The sequence below is a fragment of the Arthrobacter sp. H20 genome (genome assembly GCF_000520515.1).
Classification (GTDB): domain Bacteria; phylum Actinomycetota; class Actinomycetes; order Actinomycetales; family Micrococcaceae; genus Arthrobacter_D.
In genome coordinates this window covers 8,227-27,656 of record NZ_KI914730.1, presented here as the reverse complement: position 1 = coordinate 27,656, position 19,430 = coordinate 8,227, and the positions used below count along the sequence as shown (strand labels likewise).

Genomic DNA, 19,430 nt, shown 5'->3' with positions numbered 1-19,430 from the left:
CTGTTTCAGCCGGACGGACCGACGCCGGAGGCTGTCGCGGGACTCATATCACACGATATAATTCAGCCATGGTGAATCTGGTTCGAGCGCTTCGCGAGGCTGCTGGCCTGAGCCAAGCCGAGCTTGCTCGGAGGTCCGGGGTTGCTCAGCCGAATGTTGCAGCCTATGAGTCTGGGCGTCGCAGTGTCTCGGTCGAGATGCTTGAGCGCTTGCAAGCAGCTGCGCGGCCGCTGCCTCATGATGCACTGGCGTCGCGCCGTGCCGACCTTTTGAACCTTGCGGGCCGGTATGGCTTCGACAATGTCCGTGTCTTCGGCTCCGCGGCTCGTGGCACGGACAGTTTCGGTAGCGATCTGGACATCCTGGTCACCCGCCCGCCCGGCACCGGGCTGCTTACAGTCGCGGCGTTCGCCGAAGAGGCGAGTGAGCTCCTCGGCGTCGAGGTCGATGTGGTGACCGACGGTGGCCTGCATGGCGATCATGAGATCTTGGCGACGGCGGTCGCTGTATGAATAAACGGGATGGCGCGGCGCTGCGGGAGATCCTCCGGCTATGTGGCGTTGGCGCGAATCTCGTGGCACGCGGCGACGAGTGGTACCTCGGGGACCCCGACAACGTGCCGGGCCTCGCCGCAGAGTCTCTAATCATCAAGATTGGGGAGAATGTGGCTCGTCTGAGCGAGGCCACGACCGGCCGGCATCCCGAAGTGCCATGGTCTTTGATCAAGCGGATGCGGGACCGTCTGGCGCATCACTACGAGGGAAGTGACTACGGCGCGGTCTGGGACACGATGATCGTCGACCTGCCAGCGATTAGCCGACAGATTCAGTCGCTTTCAGCTAAATGAGATTGCGAGGTCCGTCTGTAAAGAGGTTGTTCTGTGCCGGAATGCGGTGGACTTTAGATTCAATGTCTAGATCGGCAGGTCAGCTGACGGTATATAGGCGGCCAGCTTCCCGCTGTGCTGGCGCCACGGTAACCCTGCAATCACCGGGCCTGAGCACGATTGGGCCCTCGTCCTCAGGGCAACGTGGCCTGCTAGCCTCGCTTCATGCGAAAGACGTCGGCACGAGCCGCCCTTGCCGGAGGAGGGGAGCGCATACTGATTCTGTCTGCGGGGGTGGGAGCGGGTCATAACAGCGCCGCGGCGGCGATACAACAGGAGTGCGCCGGGCGTGCAGACATCGCCGAGGTGCAGGTGCTGGACGTGCTGCAGGTGAGCAGCCCGCTTTACCGTGCGCTGCTGGGCAAAGGGTACTTCGTGCTGGTCGAGGGCCTGCCCTGGCTGGTCGAGTGGGGTTATGACATGAGCGACCCGCCGTTCCGGCGCCGCGGCCCAATCGACCCTTGGACGCGGGCGAACGCTGTTCCGGTCATCAATGCGATCAAGCGATTCCGACCGACCGCGATCGTGTGCACACATTTCCTGCCAGCCCAGCTCCTGGCGGCGCTGCTCCTTCGTGGCGTTACTGACGCGAGGACCGCTGTCGTAACCACCGACTACGACTTCCAGGGTCTGTGGCTTCCGGGCGCGTTTCACTCGCTTTTCGTGGCCAGGGAGGAGGCAAGGGTGGAGCTGATGGCGCTCGGACTTCCTCCCGACCGCGTCGCAGCCACGGGCATCCCGATCGCCAAACAGCCCGATGTAGCGGCAGCGTCCGCGCGCGATCCCAACGCGCGCCCCATGCTGCTGATCTCGGCGGGTGCGTCCGGCAGCGACTATGCGGTCTCGGTGGTGCGGCAGACTATGCACATGCGCTCGGCGTTCACGGCCACGATCGTCTGTGGGCGTAACGATTCGCTGAAACATCGCATCGAGGAGTTGGTGGCGCCCGTTGGCGACCCCTACCGCGTGCTCGGCTTCACGGAGGAGATGCCGCAACTGCTGCGCCGCGCCGACCTGTTCGTGGGCAAGCCGGGCGGGCTGTCGGCATCGGAGTGCATGGCTGCAGGACTGCCCATGGTGCTGGTGAACCCCATCCCGGGGCAGGAGGTTCGTAACGGCGATTACCTGATGGAGCAGGGGGCAGCCGTGCGCTGCAACACCGCCGCGACGATCGGCTGGAAGATCGACGAGGTGCTTCGCGAGCCGGGCCGGCTGCAGCGGATGCAGGCAGCGGCGCGGAGAATCGGCCGTCCTGACGCCGCGACGGATGTGCTGACCGGCCTGCTGAAAGGGCCGTCACGTCCGCTGGTCGTCACCCGCGCAGCGCAGAAGACGATTCTCGCGGCGAGCGGGCAGCGTATGGTCGCCACCGATCTGACGGGTCCGTCCGCGCTGGTCCGCCTTGTCGACTCGGCTGCCGGAAGCACAGTCGCGCTGCTGCAAGCCGAGGAGCTGGACGACCTTCGGAAGCGGTACGCAACTCCGAACGGGGATCTGGTGCTGAAGCGCGGCCAAGCGTCTTTATGGCTCCGGTGGGAGTCTCGGCGGTTGCTCCGCGCCCTACTGCGGGGTGACAAGGCGCTGCCTGTCCGAGTCGAGGGGTGACCAGCAAGCTTCATCCAGTAGCCTAGAAGAGCCGCTGCCTGCCGGTGCTGGTCTCATGCCGGAGGGAAGAATGAAACGAGTGCGCCCGCGCCTTATGTTGCGGATTGGCGTCCTGGCCGTGGTGGCCATCCTGGGAATTAGCGGTGTCGTCTCCTGCTCCGTCCAGGACCCCTCGGAGGGCACCGTGGAGGATCCAGCTACCGCACCGGCCAGCATCAACGGCTACCGGAGCGTCGGTTATTTCCCCCAGTGGGGAGTCTATGGGCGTCAGTACTCAATGAAGGCTCTCCAGGATTCAGGTGCCGCTGCCAACCTGAGCCACATCAACTACGCCTTCGGCAACATTCACCACGAGACGCTCACCTGCTTCGAGGCGAACAAGGCTCAGGGAAGCGGTCCTGACGGTTCGGACGGTGCCTCCGATGCCTGGGCAGACTACGGCATGGCCTACGACGCCGCTGGATCCATTGCCGGCACCGCGGACACTGCGGAGCAGCCGCTGGCCGGATCCTTCAACCAGCTCCGGCAGCTCAAGGCAGCCAATCCGGGGCTGCGTGCGGTGATCTCGCTCGGCGGGTGGACCTGGTCGAAGAACTTCTCCCGCGCCGCGGCAACCGACGAATCCCGCAAAGCGCTCGTAGCCTCCTGCATCGATCTATATATTAAGGGAAACCTTCCGATAATCGAGGGCAGGGGAGGGAACGCGGCTGCGGCTGGCCTTTTTGACGGTATCGACATCGACTGGGAATGGCCGGGTACCAATAAGGGTCTCGAAGGGAACGGGGTGGACGCCGAGAACGACGCCGAGAACTTCAGACTGCTGCTCCAGGAATTCCGGGAACAGCTAGATGCCTATGGCGAAAGCACGGGAGCATCCTACTCCCTGAGCGCCTTCCTTCCTGCGAATCCGGTGGTCATCGAAGCGGGCGGCTGGAATGACCCCGAACTATTCAAGTTCCTCGACTTTGGAAACATCCAGGGCTACGACCTGTGGGGAACGTGGGAGCCGGGGCTCACCGGACATCAGGGAAACCTCTTCGACGACCCGGACGATCCACGCGAAGACGGTGAACGGTTTTCGGTTGACCGGACGGTGAGCGCCTATCTCGATGCCGGAATCGATCCCGCGCAGCTCGGCCTAGGGCTCGCCGCGTTCGGCAGGGGGTGGATGGGCGCTGATTCGGCGGAGCCCTGGCTTGAAGCCACCGGACCCGCGCCAGGCGGCGAGGAACGGGGGCTCGAGGACTACGACGAGCTGCGCGAGGTTGGCGAGGAGTTCACCGATGTGACACTCGGGGCGGCCTGGCGGTTCGACGGCGATCAGTGGTGGAGCTACGACAACCCCGAAACCGTGCGTCTCAAGAGTGACTACATCCTGGAGAAGGGGCTCGGTGGCGGAATGTGGTGGGACCTTGCAGGCAACCGGGACGGTTCGCTCTTTGCCGTGCTGTCCGATCAGCTGCGCGACGCTTCACAAGGCCCGGCACGCGACCGAGTGATGCCCGAGACCACGGTCCAGCCGCCCGACTCAACCACCCCCGGCACTGCGGAACCCGGCGCGACGACGCCGGGCGCTGTGCAGGCAGCCGAACCCTCGCTGTCGGCCCAGGAGGCCGCGGACGCCGAACCCGTGGCGTGGGAAGAGGGCGCGGTCTACACCGAGAACCGCCGGGTGATCTTCGAGGGCGAGGTATACCGGACGCAGTGGTGGACCAGGGGTGATGTCCCCGGCGCCGAGCAGTGGGGCCCGTGGATGCCAGTGGACGGTTGATCCCCGCCGGCAGACCCTAGACTGAAGCGCAACTGGATGGAGCTACATGGACGCCGACATGATCGTTATCGGAGCGGGACTCGCAGGCCTGCAATGCGCACGCCGCGCTCAGCGCAGCGGCCACAGCGTCATTGTTCTTGACGCTGAGGATGCCGTTGGCGGCCGTGTTCGGACGGACCATGTCGATGGATTCCTGTGTGACCGAGGTTTTCAGTTGTTGAACCCGGCGTACCCGTCTGTGCGCCAATGGATCGACACATCAGCTCTCGAACTGCAGACGTTCGGTTTCGGTGTAGTGGTCCGCTCAGGACAGGACACTACTACGCTTGCTCACCCCATCCGCTATCCGCACTACGCGCTTGGGACTCTGCGCAGCGAGCTCACCTCCATGTCTGAACTGGTGGCTCTCGCTCGGTGGTTGGCACCGACTCTGCTGCGCCCGTCGACGGCCCTCCGCCAAGCAAGGGATCAAACGCTCCGCGCGTCGTTCGACGCGGCAGGGCTCACCGGTCGGCTGCGTCACGACGTGCTCGATACTTTCCTTTCTGGGGTTCTTGCCGACAGTTCCGGAGACGGCTCCGCGAATTACGCGAGACTTCTGCTGCGCTTCTTTGCCCTCGCCGCGCCTGGGCTCCCGCACGACGGAATGCAGGCGCTCCCGGAACAGATGGCGGCCACGCTCGCCGAACCTGTGCGGCTGCTTACCGCGGCGCGCGATCTCCAAGAGACCTCAGACGGCGTCCAGGTGGCGACAGACAACGGTACGATCCAGGCGCGGGCGGCCGTGGTTGCTGTGGGGTCTCAGGATGTTTCTGGACTCACTAACCTGTCCACACCTGTCACCCGCGGGCTGACCACCTGGTGGTTCCGAGCCCCGGAACGCCCACAGGCAGGCCCGTTCCTGATGGTCGATGCCAGCCGGCCAGGAGGAGGACCCGCAGGGCCGATTTGGCACACTGCCGTGGTCTCCGAGGCTGCGCCCTCCTACGCGCCGACGGGACAGCATCTTGTCCAGGCGACAACTCTGCTGGACCAACCCGACGGCTTCGCTTCAGAAGGCGAGGTGCGCCGCGACCTTGAACGTCTCTATCAAGCCCCCACCCAGGATTGGGAGGTGCTGTTCCACCACGTCGTGCCCCATGCGCTTCCAGCCCAGCCACCGCCGCTCAAGAATCGCCACCCCAAGTGGCCGGGCAGCAGGATACTCGTGACCGGAGACCACCGGGGCACGGGCTCTATCGATGGCGCAATCATCTCCGGCGACCGCGCAGCTCGGGTTGTGATGGATTTCCTCACCCCTTGAGCGCGCTGGCCAGGCCCGGAAGAGTGCACAATCGGCCACTTCTGGAGGGCATTCACGGTCCGCTGGGAAATGGCTGGGTGAACACTGGGAATAATTTGGTTGCATCTCGGTAACAACCCGGTTGGGATGAGGTCTAGGACGCCTGAGCGCAACATTTAACACTTAGGCTTCTAGTCATGTGAGGCACGCCACTCTCATCAGAGAGTGCGTGTCGGTCCTTTGTAAAACGACATGGGGCACTTTCCAGAACATGAAATAGGAGGCGGAATGCGTTTCGGACGTACTTCCAAAGCTGTGGGAGTCGCGGCAATTGCTGCACTTGCACTCAGCGCCTGCGCTGACAGTGGCGACGGCAATTCTGACCCAGAAGCGAGCGGCGACACCGGCGCCTCCAGCGGAGGAGTCGTTAGTGTCGCCGAGGTGAACCCGTTCACCTCGTTTAACTCGGACAGCGCAACAGGCAACGTGGACATCAACGGCAAGGTCAGCTACCTGACCAAGTCGGGGTTCAATTACATCAACGACCAGCTTGAAGTTGTTCCAAGGGAAGAATTCGGCTCCTATGAGGTCGTTTCTGAGGATCCGCTGACTGTCACCTACACAGTGAACGAGGGTGTTGCCTGGTCCGACGGCGAGCCCATCGATGGCGGAGACCTCCTGTTCTCTTGGGCCGTCAGCTCAGGATACTTTGACGATGCAGACGCAGAAGCAGAGACCGGAACCACCTACTTCGCAGCAGCAAGCACCGCTGGCCTGGATCTGTCACTGCTCCCCGAGCTGGGGGAAGACGGACGCTCCATCACCATCGAATACACCGAGCCTTACGCTGACTGGGAAATCGCCTACGGCGTGATCGACACCCCAGCCCACGTGGTGGCTACCCAGGCCGGGTTGGCTGACGAAGCTGCACTGATCGAACTCATCCAGAACACCCCCGAAGGTGACCCGGAAGACCCTCAGGAACGGCCTGACCTCCAGCCCGTTGCTGATATCTGGAACACCTCGTTCGATACCACCACCCTCCCCGACGATCCCGCCATGTACCTGTCCAGCGGCCCGTACATCGTTGACGCAATGGTTCCTGACCAGTCGATGACGTTGGTCAAGAATGAGGACTACAACTGGGGCCCCGAGACCCAGCTGGACGAAATCACCATCCGCTACATTGGTGACGCGACCGCCCAGGTCCAGGGCCTGCAGAACGGCGACGTCGACGTCATTCAGCCACAGGCATCGGCCGACACGCTGGCCTCCCTTGAAGCTATCGATGGCGTCAACATCTTCGAAGGTGACGAACTCTCCTTCGACCACCTCGACCTTAACTACAGCGGTGTCTTCGAGGATGAGAACGTCCGCAAGGCATTCATGAAGACGATCCCGCGTGATGCGATAGTCGAATCGACCATCGCTCAGCTGGACCCAGAGGCTGACCACCGTGACTCGAACATCTTTGACGTCGGAACCCCCGGTTACGAAGCTGCAGTTCCCGAGAACGGTTCGGCTGAGTACAACGAGGTTGACATCGAAGGAGCCACCGAGCTGCTCGACGGCGCGACTCCAGAGGTCCGCATCATGTACAGCGTCGACAACCCCAACCGCGTTGATGCCTACACGCTGATCGCTGAGAGTGCTGAGCAGGCTGGATTCCAGGTTATTGACGGCGGCCTCCCCGGCAACGAGTGGGGCGCGGCTCTCGGAACCGGCACCTATGATGCAGTCATCTTCGGCTGGGTCAGCACTGGTGTTGGCGTGACTGGCGTACCCCAGCTTTACGGCTGTGGTTCAGCATCAAACTTCAACGGCTTCTGTGATGAGGAAGCTCAGACCGCAATGGATGAGCTAATCGTCACCACCGATGAAGCACAGCAGCAGGAGCTGCAGACCATCGTCGACACTCGTCTGTTCGAAACCGGCTATGGCCTGCCCCTCTTCCAGTCGATCGGCATCAACGCTGCCAGTGAGTCAATCGAAGGCGTCGGCTTCAGCCCGACCCAAGAGGGCATCTGGTGGAACTTCTGGGAATGGACAGTTGCTGAGTAACTCGGCCACACCCACTATCTAGTGCGCTAGTCACGAAAGCGCTGGGGCCGGCCTAACGGCCCCAGCGCTTTCTAGCGCCTGAACATGTTTTTTGCAGCACCTGCCTGAAGAAGCGATTGGGATCTCCCAAATATCGGGTGACTGTTAGGTGCATTACACTTTTGCCACAACGCCGGGTGATCCCCGGAACCTTAACATTGAGGTTTGAAAAACTATGGTGACCTACATCGTCCGGCGCTTAGTTGCCGCCGTGCTCATCCTGCTGGGCGCATCCTTCATTGTGTATATGCTGACCGCCGTGTCCGGCGACCCATTGGCGGATCTGCGCGAGAGCAACGTACCCAACAGGGACACGCTCATCCAACTACGGACGGACCTTCTGAGTCTCGACGTCCCAGCCCCTATCCGCTACTTCGAGTGGCTGGGTGGGGCGGCCAGCTGCCTTATTCCGTTTGCCGCCAGTTGCGATCTGGGCAGCAGCATCGCGGGTATTGAAGTTACCCAACTGCTGGGCCGGGCCATGGGTCAGACCATCCTGTTGGTCACGGCCGCTACCGTCCTCGCTATCCTGATCGGCATCTCACTGGGCATCATCACCGCCCTCCGCCAGTACAGTGGGCTCGACTACGGCGTGACGTTCATGGCGTTCCTCTTCTTTTCGCTCCCTATCTTCTGGGTAGCTGTGCTGCTGAAGGAATATGGCGCCATTAGCTTCAATACGTTCCTCGCTGACCCGAACATCTCGCTCACCGCAATCCTGATCACCAGCCTGCTCTCTGCCTTCGTCTGGTATCTGGTAGCGCGGGGAACCCTCAAGAAGCGCCTCATCGCTGCGGCGGCCGGGTTTGCCTTCGCTGCGGCCATCTTGTTCTTCCTCGATCTCACCGGTTGGTTTCTTGAGCCAGGCTTCGGTCCAGTGATGATCGCTATCGCTGGTGTTGGTATTGCCTACGGGGTCACACTGCTGACCGCCGGGCTGAAAAACCGCAAGGCACTCTACTCGGCTCTGATCACCGTCGGCATTGGCCTGATAGCCTACTTCGCTGTTCAGCCGCTCCTTGATCTGGCCACGCCATTGATGATCGTCCTCCTGGCCGTCGCAACGGTTCTGGTTGGAGTGGCTGTTGGGTACTTCATGGGCGGTTATGACCGCCGGCAAAGCATGAATGCTGCGGGGCTAACAGCGTTCCTGATGGGGTTCACCATCCTGCTTGACCGGTTCATGCAGTCCTGGCCACTGTACTCAGACAACAACAGGATCCGGGGCCGGCCCATTGCTACCCTGGGCTCGTCCACCCCGAACCTCGATGGTGACTTCTGGATCATGGGCATCGACACGTTCACCCACCTCCTGCTGCCGACAATCGCCTTGATGCTCGTTTCGTTGGCTGGCTACAGCCGCTACTCGCGGGCATCGATGCTCGAGATTATGAATCAGGACTACATTCGAACAGCGCGGGCCAAAGGCCTGGGGGAGCGCACAGTAGTGATGCGACACGCTTTCAGAAACGCATTGATCCCGTTGGCCACGCTCGTCGCCTTCGATATCGGTGGCCTGATCGGCGGTGCCATCATCACCGAACAGGTCTTCGCCTTCAGCGGCATGGGCCAGCTCTTCATCGGTGCGCTGGGGCGTGTCGATCCAAATCCCATCATGGGAGTCTTCCTGATTACCGGCATTCTGGCCCTGGTCTTCAACCTGGTTGCTGACCTCGCCTACTCGGTACTTGACCCACGAGTGAGGGTAAAAGCATGAGCACCAGAGCAGAAAACAAGCGAAAGCAGACTCCTGACAAGGACGGGGCCGTAGGCCTCAGCCAGGGACAGATTGTCCGTAAGCGGTTCTTCGGGAACACGGCTGCAGTAGTGAGCATGGTGGTCTTCGTCCTCGTGGTCCTCACCGCGTTCACCTCCATTGGCTACGCGGGCATTCCAGGCTGGTGGAAGTGGGATTATGTCCAGACGCTGCCGCTGGCCACTTCCAATGGTGCGCCCACCTGGGTCCTGCCGTTCGATTTCGGCGATCACCCTTTCGGCCAGGATCGTGTTGGCCGCGACCTGTTCGCCATGACCATGCGCGGCACTCAGCTCTCCCTCATCATCATGTTCATCATCGGCATCCTCGGGGGCATTCTCGGGGTCATCATCGGCGGTGTGTCAGGGTACTTCAGAGGCTGGGTTGAAGCAGTGCTGATGCGCTTCACCGACACCATCATCGTGATTCCCCTGATCATCCTCGCGGCCGTGTTGGGCAGCGTTGGCAATAACCTCACCGGTAGCGGAACATTCCTGCGGACCATCATGGGCGGTAGCGCAGGCGTGATCCTCCTGGGTATATTCGTCGGCCTGATCATCTGGACCGGCCTCGCGCGCCTCGTGCGAGGTGAGTTTCTGTCCCTCCGGGAGCGGGAATTCGTTGATGCTGCCCGGATTGCCGGAGCATCCGATACCCGGATCATCTTCAAGCACATCCTGCCCAACGCGGTCGGAGTGATCATCGTGAACACCACCCTGGTGATGGCATCAGCGATCCTGCTGGAATCCGCCCTGTCTTTCCTCGGGCTTGGCGTCAGGGCTCCCGATATTTCCCTCGGAAGCCTGATCAGCGACAACCAGCAGGCGTTCAACACCCGACCCTGGCTGTTCTGGTGGCCGGGCCTCTTCATCATCCTGATCTGCCTGTCGATCAACTTCATCGGCGACGGGCTCCGGGACGCGTTTGACCCCCGGCAGAAGAAGTTCAATGCCAAGAAGGCAGTACATTCCGGCGACATCTCCGACCCCAACCGCCCCGAGGCCTAAAGTGCCGAGACACAGGGTTGAACCGGTGAGCGCGGCGCTGCTGCGCCGTGCTCACCGGCTAAACCACGGAGAAGGCGATGACATTCGCTGCAACCAGAAGAACGGCGCAGCCGATGGCGATCCAATGGAAACGCGTCGCAACCGCGGTCGTTTCGGTAGCGTCGACGTCGAGCGTGCCGCCCTCGACCAGTGCGGCCCAGTGGGTGCGCACCAGGAACGCTGCCGCTCCGGAATCGGTGTTCTTCAGGTCTCCCGGCCGGATGGACTGGGCAGGACCGTAGCTGGATTCGGGGAGGCCCCGCACGTGCTCAGGTTTACCGCGGTGCGTTCCCCAGACGCCGGGCGCTGGTGCCGCCCACGCGGTGTGGCTGCCGTGAACGGTGACGAGTGTGAGGGCGAATTTGGTGTCGACATGAATCAACGCGGCCCACGGGACCGACAGGGAACGGAGTGGGTTGTTGAGGGTGACGGCGTCGTCGTTGATCACTACCGAGGGGTACCAAAACAGCAACCAGCCGAAATAGGCCAGGGCAAGCAACGGCCAGGCGGAAATCAGACCCTCCGGGCCGTCGCCGATCACGGACAGAACAATGCCAATCCCGGCCAGCACCCAGGTCAGGGCAGCAAACCACTTGCCAAACCGAGGTTTGAAAACGATTGGGCTGGCGACATCACTCGGGCTACTCATACCCATATAGTTTCAGGATTCCGGGCCAGTCCACTAATCACCAGAATGTGGCGGGCCACGGGCGGAAGGAAAGCAGAATCATGACCGACGGTGTCATCGAAAATTCGGAAAAGGGCAAGGCATCACGGGGCGACGTTCCGGTGCTTCAAGTCAAGGACCTCAGCGTTGACTACGGGGTCGACAAGGTCTGGGTGCCAGCAGCCATCGACCTGAACTACGAGGTCAGGGCAGGCGAGGTCCTTGCCATCGTGGGCGAGTCCGGCTCGGGCAAGAGCGCCAGCTCCATGTCTCTGCTGGGGTTGCTGCCGGAAAACAGCCGCACCACCGGCAGCGTCAAACTTAACGGCAGGGAGATCCTCGGACTGACCGGAAGCAAGCTGCGTCAGGTCCGCGGCCGCGATGTGGCGGTCATCTTCCAGGAACCGATGACCGCCATGAACCCGGTCTACACAATCGGCTTCCAGATTGTCGAAACCATCCGCCTGCACAACGAGATCTCCCCTGAAGAGGCAAAAGAGCGGGCCCTGAAGCTGCTGGACATGGTTGAGCTGCCAGACCCTGACAAAGCCTTCAAGTCGTACCCGCACCAGCTCTCCGGCGGACAGCGTCAGCGGGCCATGATCGCGCAGTCACTCTCCTGCGATCCGAAGCTGTTGATTGCCGACGAGCCGACGACGGCGCTCGATGTAACTGTGCAGGCCGAAATTCTCGATCTGATGCGAAACCTGCGGAACAAGCTCAATAGCGCCATTGTCCTGATCACCCACGACATGGGAGTTGTCGCTGACCTCGCCGACCACATTGTGGTGATGAGCAAGGGCAGAATTGTGGAGGCGGGAACTGCTGAGCAGATCTTCCACAGTCCCCAGCACGAGTACACCAGGAAACTGTTGGCAGCGGTGCCACACCTGGGTCAGGGAGGCGGCGGCACCGACGACGTCGACATCACCGCTGCCCTCGCAGCAGCCACCCAGACCGAGCTCCGCGGAGTTGACCACGACGAACAGATGCGGCGTGAACGCGAGAACGAGGCACGTCTGGAGGAGAGAGAACGGGAAGCCGACACCTCGCGCGGAGCGGCGGTGCTGCAGCTCACCGATGTGGCAATCGAGTACCCGAAACAGGGACGAGTACCAGCGTTCCGGGCCGTCGAAGGCGCCAATCTGGCCATCTACCCGGGTGAGGTGCTGGGCCTGGTGGGCGAGTCGGGTTCGGGTAAGACAACCATTGGTCGCGCGGCCGTTGGCCTGCTGCCGGTTGCGGCAGGCTCGCTTACGGTCACCGGCAAGGAAATCTCCCACGCCACCCGCAAGGAGCTGTTCGAACTGCGGCGCAATGTTGGGATGGTCTTCCAGGACCCGTCTTCTTCGCTGAACCCTCGCCTACCTCTTGGCGAAAGTATCGGCGAGCCGATGTTCCTAGCCAAGGTGGCGAAGGGCGCCGACCTGCAGAAACGGATCGAGACCCTGCTTGACCAGGTGGAACTGCCGCGCGCCTATCGAAACCGGTACCCCCACGAGCTCTCCGGTGGCCAGAAACAGCGGGTCGGAATTGCCCGTGCGCTGTCCCTCAAGCCGAAACTTCTGGTAGCCGACGAACCGACGTCGGCGCTGGACGTCTCAGTGCAGGCGACAGTGCTGGAACTGCTGAAGAACCTGCAGAAAGAACTCGGGTTCGCCTGCCTGTTCGTCACCCACGACCTCGCCGTAGTCGACCTCATGTCCGACCGGATCTGCGTGATGCGTCGGGGAAAGATTGTGGAGCAGGGGACCAGGGACCAGATCCTCCGTCGGCCACAGGATCCCTACACCCAACGACTGCTTGCAGCGGTCCCGCTGCCCAACCCGGAGAAGCAGCGCGAGCGCCGCGAGCTGCGGGCGAAGCTGCTCGCCTCAGCGGAGTAGATTCGGTATCGTCACCGGCAAACGACGGCGGCCAGCCCCTTACCGGGCGGGCCGCCGTCGTTGCTAGGTTAAGGCGGCTCTTGTGCATCAGTGGCGCTACTTCTGTACGCTAGGAAGGAGCCCTACTGCCTGTGCAGGGGTATGTCAAGAGTCATTCTGACTTTTAATCGATGTTAATGAGGAGTTACCCGAATGTCCCTCAGGTCCGGAAATCCGGCAACCGACAGTCCGCCTGGCAAGCCAGACGGCCAACCCGCTGAAGGAAAATCGGCCATGGCTTCGAAGCTGGCCAAACCCGTATTCATTCCCGCTGCTGCGATCATTGTGGTGTTCGTCGGCTTCGCCCTTGTCTTCCCGTCGACGGCCGCCGAAGTCTTTGGTGCGGTCCAGACGAACGTGATCAGCGCATTCGGCTGGTATTACGTGGCTATCGTAGCGTTGTTCGTGGTGTTCGCGCTCTGGGTGGGCCTGAGCCGCTTCGGTGATATCCGCCTTGGAAAAGACGAGGATCGCCCCGAGTTCTCCCTGATGTCCTGGTTCGCGCTCCTCTTCGCTGCCGGCATGGGTATCGGTTTGGTCTTCTGGGGTGTAGCCGAGCCGCTCAATCACTTCGCCGCGCCACCGCCCGGGACCGAGGGGACCGGCATCGAGCTGGCCCAGCAGGCCCTGACCCAGACCTTCCTCCACTGGGGACTCCACGCCTGGAGCATTTACGTGGTGGTGGGCCTTGCCATTGCCTATGCCGTTCACCGCCGTGGGCGCCCCATCTCCATTCGCTGGACCCTCGAACCACTTCTGGGTGACAAGGTCAAGGGCAAGTGGGGTGACGCTATCGATGTCATCGCCCTGGTTGGGACGCTGTTCGGCGTCGCTACCTCGCTGGGCCTCGGCGTCCTTCAGATGTCGGCAGGTCTCGATACCGCCAACATCATGGAGGCAACCAAATTCACCCAGGTCGGATTGATCCTGTGTATCACTGCCCTCACTCTGGTCTCGGTGATCTCAGGTGTCGGCAAGGGCATGAAGTGGTTGTCCAACACCAACCTGGTCCTCGCCGGCATGCTCCTTCTCTTCATCCTTTTCACCGGGCCAACACTGTTCCTGCTCCGTGAGTTCGTTCAGTCACTCGGCAACTACCTGCAGAACGTAGTGGGTCTGACCTTCGACACCCTCGCCTTCGCCGGGGCCGACGGCGAAGCCTGGCAGTCAGCCTGGACCACCTTCTACTGGGGCTGGTGGATTTCCTGGGCCCCGTTCGTCGGCATCTTCATCGCCCGCATCTCCAAGGGCCGCACCGTGCGCGAATTTGTGGCTGGAGTACTGCTGGTTCCGACCATGCTCACCTTCCTCTGGTTCTCGGTGCTGGGCGGATCCGCCCTCTACCGCGAGCTCTTCGGCGACGGAGGACTGGTTGGCGAAGACGGCGCAGTGGATACCAACAACGCACTATTTGGGCTACTCACTGAGCTACCCGGTGGTCCGATCCTGCTGATCGGTGCAATCATCCTGATTGCTATCTTCTTCATCACCTCGGCCGACTCCGGGGCGCTGGTCATGAGCATGATCTCAACCGGTGGGCACTCCAACCCGAAGAACTGGATCCGTGCCTTCTGGGCAGTGGCAGCCGCTTCGGTGGCGATCGCCCTGCTCCTGGTGGGTGATGACGGACTGGCCTCGATCCAGACGGCCGCAATTCTCACAGCGTTGCCGTTCAGCGTGGTGATGATCTTCATGTGTATTGCCACGGCCAAGGCATTCCACGAAGAGCACCAGGATTTCCTGCGCGCCCAGCGGCGCCAGGCGCGCAATGCTCTCGCCGATCAGGTCACCGACCAGGTCAGCGAACACATGTCCGGCCGGATGGATCAGCAGATCCAGGATCAGCTGGCGGACTACCACCTCGAGGAAGCCTCAGGGGCAGCTGATACCAGTTCGACACGACGGTGGAAGCTGTCCCCCTCGAAGAAGTCCTAACTCTTCAACGGGATAACTGCCCAGCACTAAAGGCAGCGCAGACACAACAGCGGCTCGTCCCTCCGGGGGCGGGCCGCTGTAGTGTTGCCCTTCGGTTTGGTCAGGCAACTAGAGAAGCTAAGCTAGTCGACTGTGAGCCAGGACATGTACACCATGATCCCGGTTCTATCCCGGGCGGAAACTTCGCTCCGGTCTATCAAATTACACAAGGAGGCGGAATGCGTTTAGCGCGTATTTCCAAGGTTGTTGGCGTTGCTTTGACTGCTGCGCTGGCGTTGACCGCATGTGGCGGTAGTGGCGACGACGCCGCATCGAGCACCGATCGTCCCATCGTGGTGGACGGCACGGAGCCACAGAACCCACTGATCCCCACCAGCACCAATGAGGTTGGTGGCGGGGCCGTCGTGGATCTGTTGTTCTCCGGTCTGGTCAGCTACGACGCTGAGGGTGTGTCCCAGAACGAGATGGCTGAGTCCATCGAAACTGAGGATGCCCAGAATTACACGATCACCCTGGCTGAGGGCAAGACCTTCACCAACGGGGAGCCAGTCACAGCCCAGTCCTTCGTTGACTCGTGGAACTACGGGGCCGCGGCAAAGAATGCGCAGCTGGCAAGCTACTTCTTCGAGAGCATCGAAGGCTACGCCGAGGTTAGCGCCGAGGGTTCCGACGTCGAGGAAATGTCAGGTTTGACGGTCGTTGACGAGCTCACGTTCACGGTTGCACTGAACCAGCCTGAGTCGGACTGGCCGCTGCGTCTTGGCTATAGCGCGTTCTCCCCACTACCTGAGGTTGCTTTTGAGGATTTCGAAGCATTCGGCGAGAACCCGATCGGAAACGGACCCTACAAATTCGCAGCCGAGGGCGCCTGGGAGCACAACCAGCAGATCGAACTCGTCCCAAACGAGGATTATGACGGACCGCAGGCAGCTCAGAACGCCGGCGTCACCTTTAAGATGTACCAGAATGGCAGCACCGCTTACCAGGACTTGATCTCGGACAACCTTGACGTCCTGAAGACTGTGCCGACCAGCGACGTCCAAAACTTCAAGAACGACCTGGGCGACCGGTGGCTGGAATCCCCGTACGCGGGTAACCAGACCATCTCCATCCCTTACTACCTCGAAAACTGGGACGGCGAGGACGGCAAACTGCGCCGTCAGGCGATCTCCATGGCAATCGACCGGGAAGAAATCACCACGGTGATCTTCAACAACGGCCGCACCCCCGCCACGGAGTTCACCGCTCCGGTACTTGAGGGCTACGACGACAGCCTGCCAGGCAGCGAGAACCTCGAGTTCAACCCTGAGCGCGCTGTTGAGCTGTGGGAAGAGGCCGAGGCTATCGAGCCTTATGACGAGTCAGAGCCTCTGACGATTGCCTACAACGCCGACGCCGGCGACCACCGCACCTGGGTTGAGGCTGTTGTTAACGGTTTGAAGAACAACCTGGACATTGAGGTGAGCGGCCTGCCGTTCTCCACCTTCGCCGAGTTGCGCACCAACGCCACTGATAAGACGCTGACCGGTGCCATCCGCACGGGCTGGCAAGCCGATTACCCGTCCCTGTACAACTTCCTTGGACCCATCCACGCTACCGGCGCCGGATCCAACGACTCGGTGTACGCCAACGAGGAATTCGATAACGCACTCTCCGAGGGCCTCGCGGCTGATTCTGTTGAAGCAGGAAACGAAGCGATGAACAAGGCCCAGGAAATGCTCCTCGAGGATCTCCCCTCCATTCCACTGTGGTACCAGGTTGCCCAGGGCGGCTGGAGCCAGAACGTCGACAACGTCGAATTCGGCTGGAATGGCGTTCCCCTCTACAACGCCATCACCACCAAGTAACACCGAACAACTGATGGGGCCCTCGTTTGGGGGCCCCATCAGTTTGCTCCAAATCCAAAGGTCCTCAACAGATGAATAATTGTCCATCGCGTTCCCTAGGGGCGCTTTCCGCCGGAGGTGTTGCCTGATGACCTGGTACATCATTCGGCGTGTTCTTCAACTGATTCCCGTCTTTATCGGCGCAACCCTGCTGGTCTACTTCCTGGTCTTCAGCCTCCCCGGCGACCCCACCGCAGCTATTTGCGGCGAGCGAGGGTGCACCCCGGGTGTCGAGGCGGCACTGCGCGAGCAGTACAACCTTGACCAGCCATTCTGGGTGCAATACTTCCTCTTCCTAAAGGGTGTTCTCACCTTCGATCTTGGCGTCAACTTCGCTGGCCGGGAAATTTCGACGATCATCGCCGAAGTGTTCCCCACGACCGCCCGGCTAGCCATCATGGCTCTCGTTTTCGAAGCCGTGTTCGGTATCCTGTTCGGGCTGATTGCCGGCCTGCGCAAGGGCAAGATCTTCGACTCGACCGTCCTGGTTGTTTCACTGGTTGTCATAGCGGTTCCCATCTTCGTCCTCGGGTTCCTGATGCAGTTCCTGGTTGGTGTCAAGCTGGGGTGGGCCAGTCCCACAGTGAGCGGGGCGGCGCCCTTCAGCGAACTGATCCTGCCCGCCGTCGTACTTGGTCTGGTCTCCTTCGCATATGTGCTGAGGCTGACCCGGACCAGCATCATTGAAAACGTGAACGCCGACTACGTCCGTACCGCCACCGCCAAGGGCTTGTCCCGGCGTCGGGTGGTAACTGTGCACATCCTGCGCAACTCAATGATCCCCGTCATCACCTTTCTCGGTGCAGACCTCGGCACCCTGATGGGCGGCGCCATTGTCACCGAGGGAATCTTCAACGTGAACGGAGTCGGTAACACGCTGTACCGTGCCGTGCTCAACGGAGAAGCCCCTGTTGTGGTGGCGATCGTCACCGTCCTTATCCTGATATTCGTCATCGCCAATCTGGTGGTGGATCTGTTGTATGCGTGGCTGGACCCGAGGATTCGATATGCCTGAGATGGAAAACACACCCAAGCGCGGAGTTCCGTCAAAGCGGCCCGCGTACCCTACTGAGCACTTCGTGGCCGACGCCGAGGAAACCCCCGTCGCCGCCACCGACAGTGCAACAACTGACGATGCCCCCCGCAGCCAATGGAGTGAGGCATGGCGCAACCTGCGACGCCAACCGCTCTTCATCCTGAGTGGCATCCTCATCCTGGCGGTCATTTTCGTTGCTCTGTTTCCAGGGATTTTCACTAATGAACCCCCCAATGAGAACTGCCTGCTGATCAACTCTGGTGCTGGCCCAGCACCAGGGCACCCCCTAGGCTTCACCCAGCAGGGCTGTGACGTCCTGTCCCGGGTGGTCTACGGAACCCAGTCATCTCTGATGGTCGGCATGTTCGCCACCCTCGGAGTACTCCTGATCGGCGGCACAATTGGCGCTATCGCTGGTTTCTACGGTGGCTGGATCGATGCGATCCTGGCGCGCCTGGGAGATATTTTCTTCGCCCTACCTCTGATCCTTGGCGCCATCGTCGTGGTTCAGTTGCCTTTCTTCAGGGAGAACCGCAGCGTCTGGACTCTGGTGGTCATCCTGGTGACCTTCGGCTGGCCCCAGATTGCGCGCATTACCAGGGCGTCAGTGATTTCCGTCAGGAACGCTGACTTTGTGACGGCCGCGCGCTCGTTGGGTGTTTCACGCTTCTCGGCACTGCTGAAGCACGTGATCCCGAATGCGCTGGCCCCGGTGATCGTGATCACCACCATCTCCCTGGGCACCTTCATCGTCGCGGAATCCACCCTGTCCTTCCTGGGCATCGGGCTTCCACCGGACGTGATGTCCTGGGGCAATGACATCTTCTCTGCAGAGCCGACGGTGCGGACCAACCCGATGCCGTTGTTCTGGCCAGCCCTCGCGCTCTCCCTGACAGTACTCAGCTTCATTATGTTGGGTGACGCGCTGCGGGACGCACTCGATCCAAAGGCCCGGAAGCGATGACACAGACTCCAGAAAATATCAGACCAGAAACAGAGGCCGTGGAGCCGCTGCTTGAACTGCGGGATCTGGCGATTACCTTCACTACCTCCCAGGGGGAGGTGGAAGCGGTCAAAAACGCTCGGCTGACCATTATGCCGGGCGAGACGGTTGCCATTGTTGGCGAGTCGGGGTCAGGTAAGTCGACCACCGCGCTTGCGGCGATCGGGCTGCTGCCCGAGAACGGTCGTGTGTCCGGCGGTCAGGTGCTGTTCGACGGTGAGGACATCACCCACGCCGACGAGAAGCGGATCGTTGCACTCCGTGGCTCGTCTATCGGGATGGTCCCGCAGGACCCTATGTCCAACCTGAACCCGGTCTGGAAAATCGGGTTCCAGGTCAAAGAGACGCTACGGGCCAACGGACTGCCCTACGGAAAGAAGGATGTGGCGCAGGTCCTCTCGGAGGCGGGCCTGCCCGACGCCGACTCGCGCGCCAACCAGTACCCTCACGAGTTCTCGGGCGGGATGCGGCAACGCGCACTGATCGCTATCGGCCTGTCCTGCCGGCCGCGTCTGCTCATTGCTGACGAGCC

The 19,430-nt window shown here is 61.5% G+C and carries 15 protein-coding genes; 14 read left to right on the top strand and 1 reads right to left on the bottom strand.

The genetic code is table 11. The annotated features are described in order from the left end of the window. The first annotated feature begins 68 nt into the window (after positions 1–68). From Y703_RS0109640 to Y703_RS0109605, 8 genes are all read left to right on the top strand, one after another. The gene (locus Y703_RS0109640; RefSeq protein WP_035764522.1) at positions 69–512 is read left to right on the top strand and encodes a helix-turn-helix domain-containing protein; all 444 of its coding nucleotides are present in this window, start codon (positions 69–71) and stop codon (positions 510–512) included. Next, a complete protein-coding gene (locus tag Y703_RS0109635) occupies positions 509–847 on the top strand; it encodes a HepT-like ribonuclease domain-containing protein (RefSeq protein WP_026552526.1) in 339 nt (112 codons plus the stop codon). The genes Y703_RS0109640 and Y703_RS0109635 overlap by 4 nt, the downstream gene beginning before the upstream one ends. A gap of 204 nt (positions 848–1,051) precedes the next feature. Further along, positions 1,052–2,491, top strand: coding sequence for an MGDG synthase family glycosyltransferase (locus Y703_RS0109630; RefSeq protein WP_026552525.1), 1,440 nt, complete (start codon positions 1,052–1,054; stop codon positions 2,489–2,491). Positions 2,492–2,570: 79 nt separating this feature from the next. Next, complete coding sequence (locus tag Y703_RS0109625) at positions 2,571–4,262, top strand: glycosyl hydrolase family 18 protein (RefSeq protein WP_253907999.1); 1,692 nt, start codon at positions 2,571–2,573, stop codon at positions 4,260–4,262. A 46-nt stretch (positions 4,263–4,308) separates the two neighbouring features. Then, a complete protein-coding gene (locus Y703_RS0109620) occupies positions 4,309–5,565 on the top strand; it encodes an NAD(P)/FAD-dependent oxidoreductase (protein ID WP_026552523.1) in 1,257 nt (418 codons plus the stop codon). Positions 5,566–5,832: 267 nt separating this feature from the next. Then, positions 5,833–7,605, top strand: coding sequence for an ABC transporter family substrate-binding protein (locus tag Y703_RS0109615; protein ID WP_026552522.1), 1,773 nt, complete (start codon positions 5,833–5,835; stop codon positions 7,603–7,605). A 214-nt stretch (positions 7,606–7,819) separates the two neighbouring features. Further along, complete coding sequence (locus Y703_RS0109610) at positions 7,820–9,361, top strand: ABC transporter permease (protein ID WP_026552521.1); 1,542 nt, start codon at positions 7,820–7,822, stop codon at positions 9,359–9,361. Further along, the gene (locus Y703_RS0109605; RefSeq protein WP_026552520.1) at positions 9,358–10,407 is read left to right on the top strand and encodes an ABC transporter permease; all 1,050 of its coding nucleotides are present in this window, start codon (positions 9,358–9,360) and stop codon (positions 10,405–10,407) included. The genes Y703_RS0109610 and Y703_RS0109605 overlap by 4 nt, the downstream gene beginning before the upstream one ends. A 58-nt stretch (positions 10,408–10,465) precedes the next feature. Here the strand turns inward: Y703_RS0109605 and Y703_RS0109600 are convergent, their stop codons facing one another. After that, positions 10,466–11,095, bottom strand: coding sequence for a PH domain-containing protein (locus tag Y703_RS0109600; protein ID WP_026552519.1), 630 nt, complete (start codon positions 11,093–11,095; stop codon positions 10,466–10,468). 80 nt (positions 11,096–11,175) lie between these two features. Between Y703_RS0109600 and Y703_RS0109595 the strand changes: the two genes are divergently transcribed. From Y703_RS0109595 to Y703_RS22660, 6 genes are all read left to right on the top strand, one after another. Continuing rightward, on the top strand, positions 11,176–12,999 hold the full coding sequence (locus Y703_RS0109595) for an ABC transporter ATP-binding protein (protein ID WP_026552518.1): 1,824 nt from the start codon (positions 11,176–11,178) through the stop codon (positions 12,997–12,999). A 273-nt stretch (positions 13,000–13,272) separates the two neighbouring features. After that, entirely contained in the window at positions 13,273–14,973 is a 1,701-nt protein-coding gene (locus Y703_RS0109590; RefSeq protein ID WP_253907998.1) for a BCCT family transporter, read from the top strand. Positions 14,974–15,191: 218 nt separating this feature from the next. Then, entirely contained in the window at positions 15,192–16,820 is a 1,629-nt protein-coding gene (locus Y703_RS0109585; protein ID WP_026552516.1) for a peptide ABC transporter substrate-binding protein, read from the top strand. Between the two features lie 127 nt (positions 16,821–16,947). Next, on the top strand, positions 16,948–17,874 hold the full coding sequence (locus tag Y703_RS0109580; protein WP_026552515.1) for an ABC transporter permease: 927 nt from the start codon (positions 16,948–16,950) through the stop codon (positions 17,872–17,874). Between the two features lies 1 nt (position 17,875). Then, positions 17,876–18,859, top strand: coding sequence for an ABC transporter permease (locus tag Y703_RS0109575; RefSeq protein ID WP_051427477.1), 984 nt, complete (start codon positions 17,876–17,878; stop codon positions 18,857–18,859). Next, positions 18,856–19,430, top strand: a 575-nt coding sequence (locus Y703_RS22660) for an ATP-binding cassette domain-containing protein (RefSeq protein WP_216698890.1), incomplete at its 3' end; no start/stop codon positions are given. The genes Y703_RS0109575 and Y703_RS22660, both read left to right, overlap by 4 nt.

Coding starts and splice junctions, on each gene's coding strand:
- Y703_RS0109640 (WP_035764522.1), top strand. CDS start 69: ATGGTGAATCTGGTTCGAGCGCTTCGCGAGGCTGCTGGCCTGAGCCAA.
- Y703_RS0109635 (WP_026552526.1), top strand. CDS start 509: ATGAATAAACGGGATGGCGCGGCGCTGCGGGAGATCCTCCGGCTATGT.
- Y703_RS0109630 (WP_026552525.1), top strand. CDS start 1,052: ATGCGAAAGACGTCGGCACGAGCCGCCCTTGCCGGAGGAGGGGAGCGC.
- Y703_RS0109620 (WP_026552523.1), top strand. CDS start 4,309: ATGGACGCCGACATGATCGTTATCGGAGCGGGACTCGCAGGCCTGCAA.
- Y703_RS0109615 (WP_026552522.1), top strand. CDS start 5,833: ATGCGTTTCGGACGTACTTCCAAAGCTGTGGGAGTCGCGGCAATTGCT.
- Y703_RS0109610 (WP_026552521.1), top strand. CDS start 7,820: ATGGTGACCTACATCGTCCGGCGCTTAGTTGCCGCCGTGCTCATCCTG.
- Y703_RS0109605 (WP_026552520.1), top strand. CDS start 9,358: ATGAGCACCAGAGCAGAAAACAAGCGAAAGCAGACTCCTGACAAGGAC.
- Y703_RS0109600 (WP_026552519.1), bottom strand. CDS start 11,095: ATGAGTAGCCCGAGTGATGTCGCCAGCCCAATCGTTTTCAAACCTCGG.
- Y703_RS0109595 (WP_026552518.1), top strand. CDS start 11,176: ATGACCGACGGTGTCATCGAAAATTCGGAAAAGGGCAAGGCATCACGG.
- Y703_RS0109590 (WP_253907998.1), top strand. CDS start 13,273: ATGGCTTCGAAGCTGGCCAAACCCGTATTCATTCCCGCTGCTGCGATC.
- Y703_RS0109585 (WP_026552516.1), top strand. CDS start 15,192: ATGCGTTTAGCGCGTATTTCCAAGGTTGTTGGCGTTGCTTTGACTGCT.
- Y703_RS0109580 (WP_026552515.1), top strand. CDS start 16,948: ATGACCTGGTACATCATTCGGCGTGTTCTTCAACTGATTCCCGTCTTT.
- Y703_RS0109575 (WP_051427477.1), top strand. CDS start 17,876: ATGGAAAACACACCCAAGCGCGGAGTTCCGTCAAAGCGGCCCGCGTAC.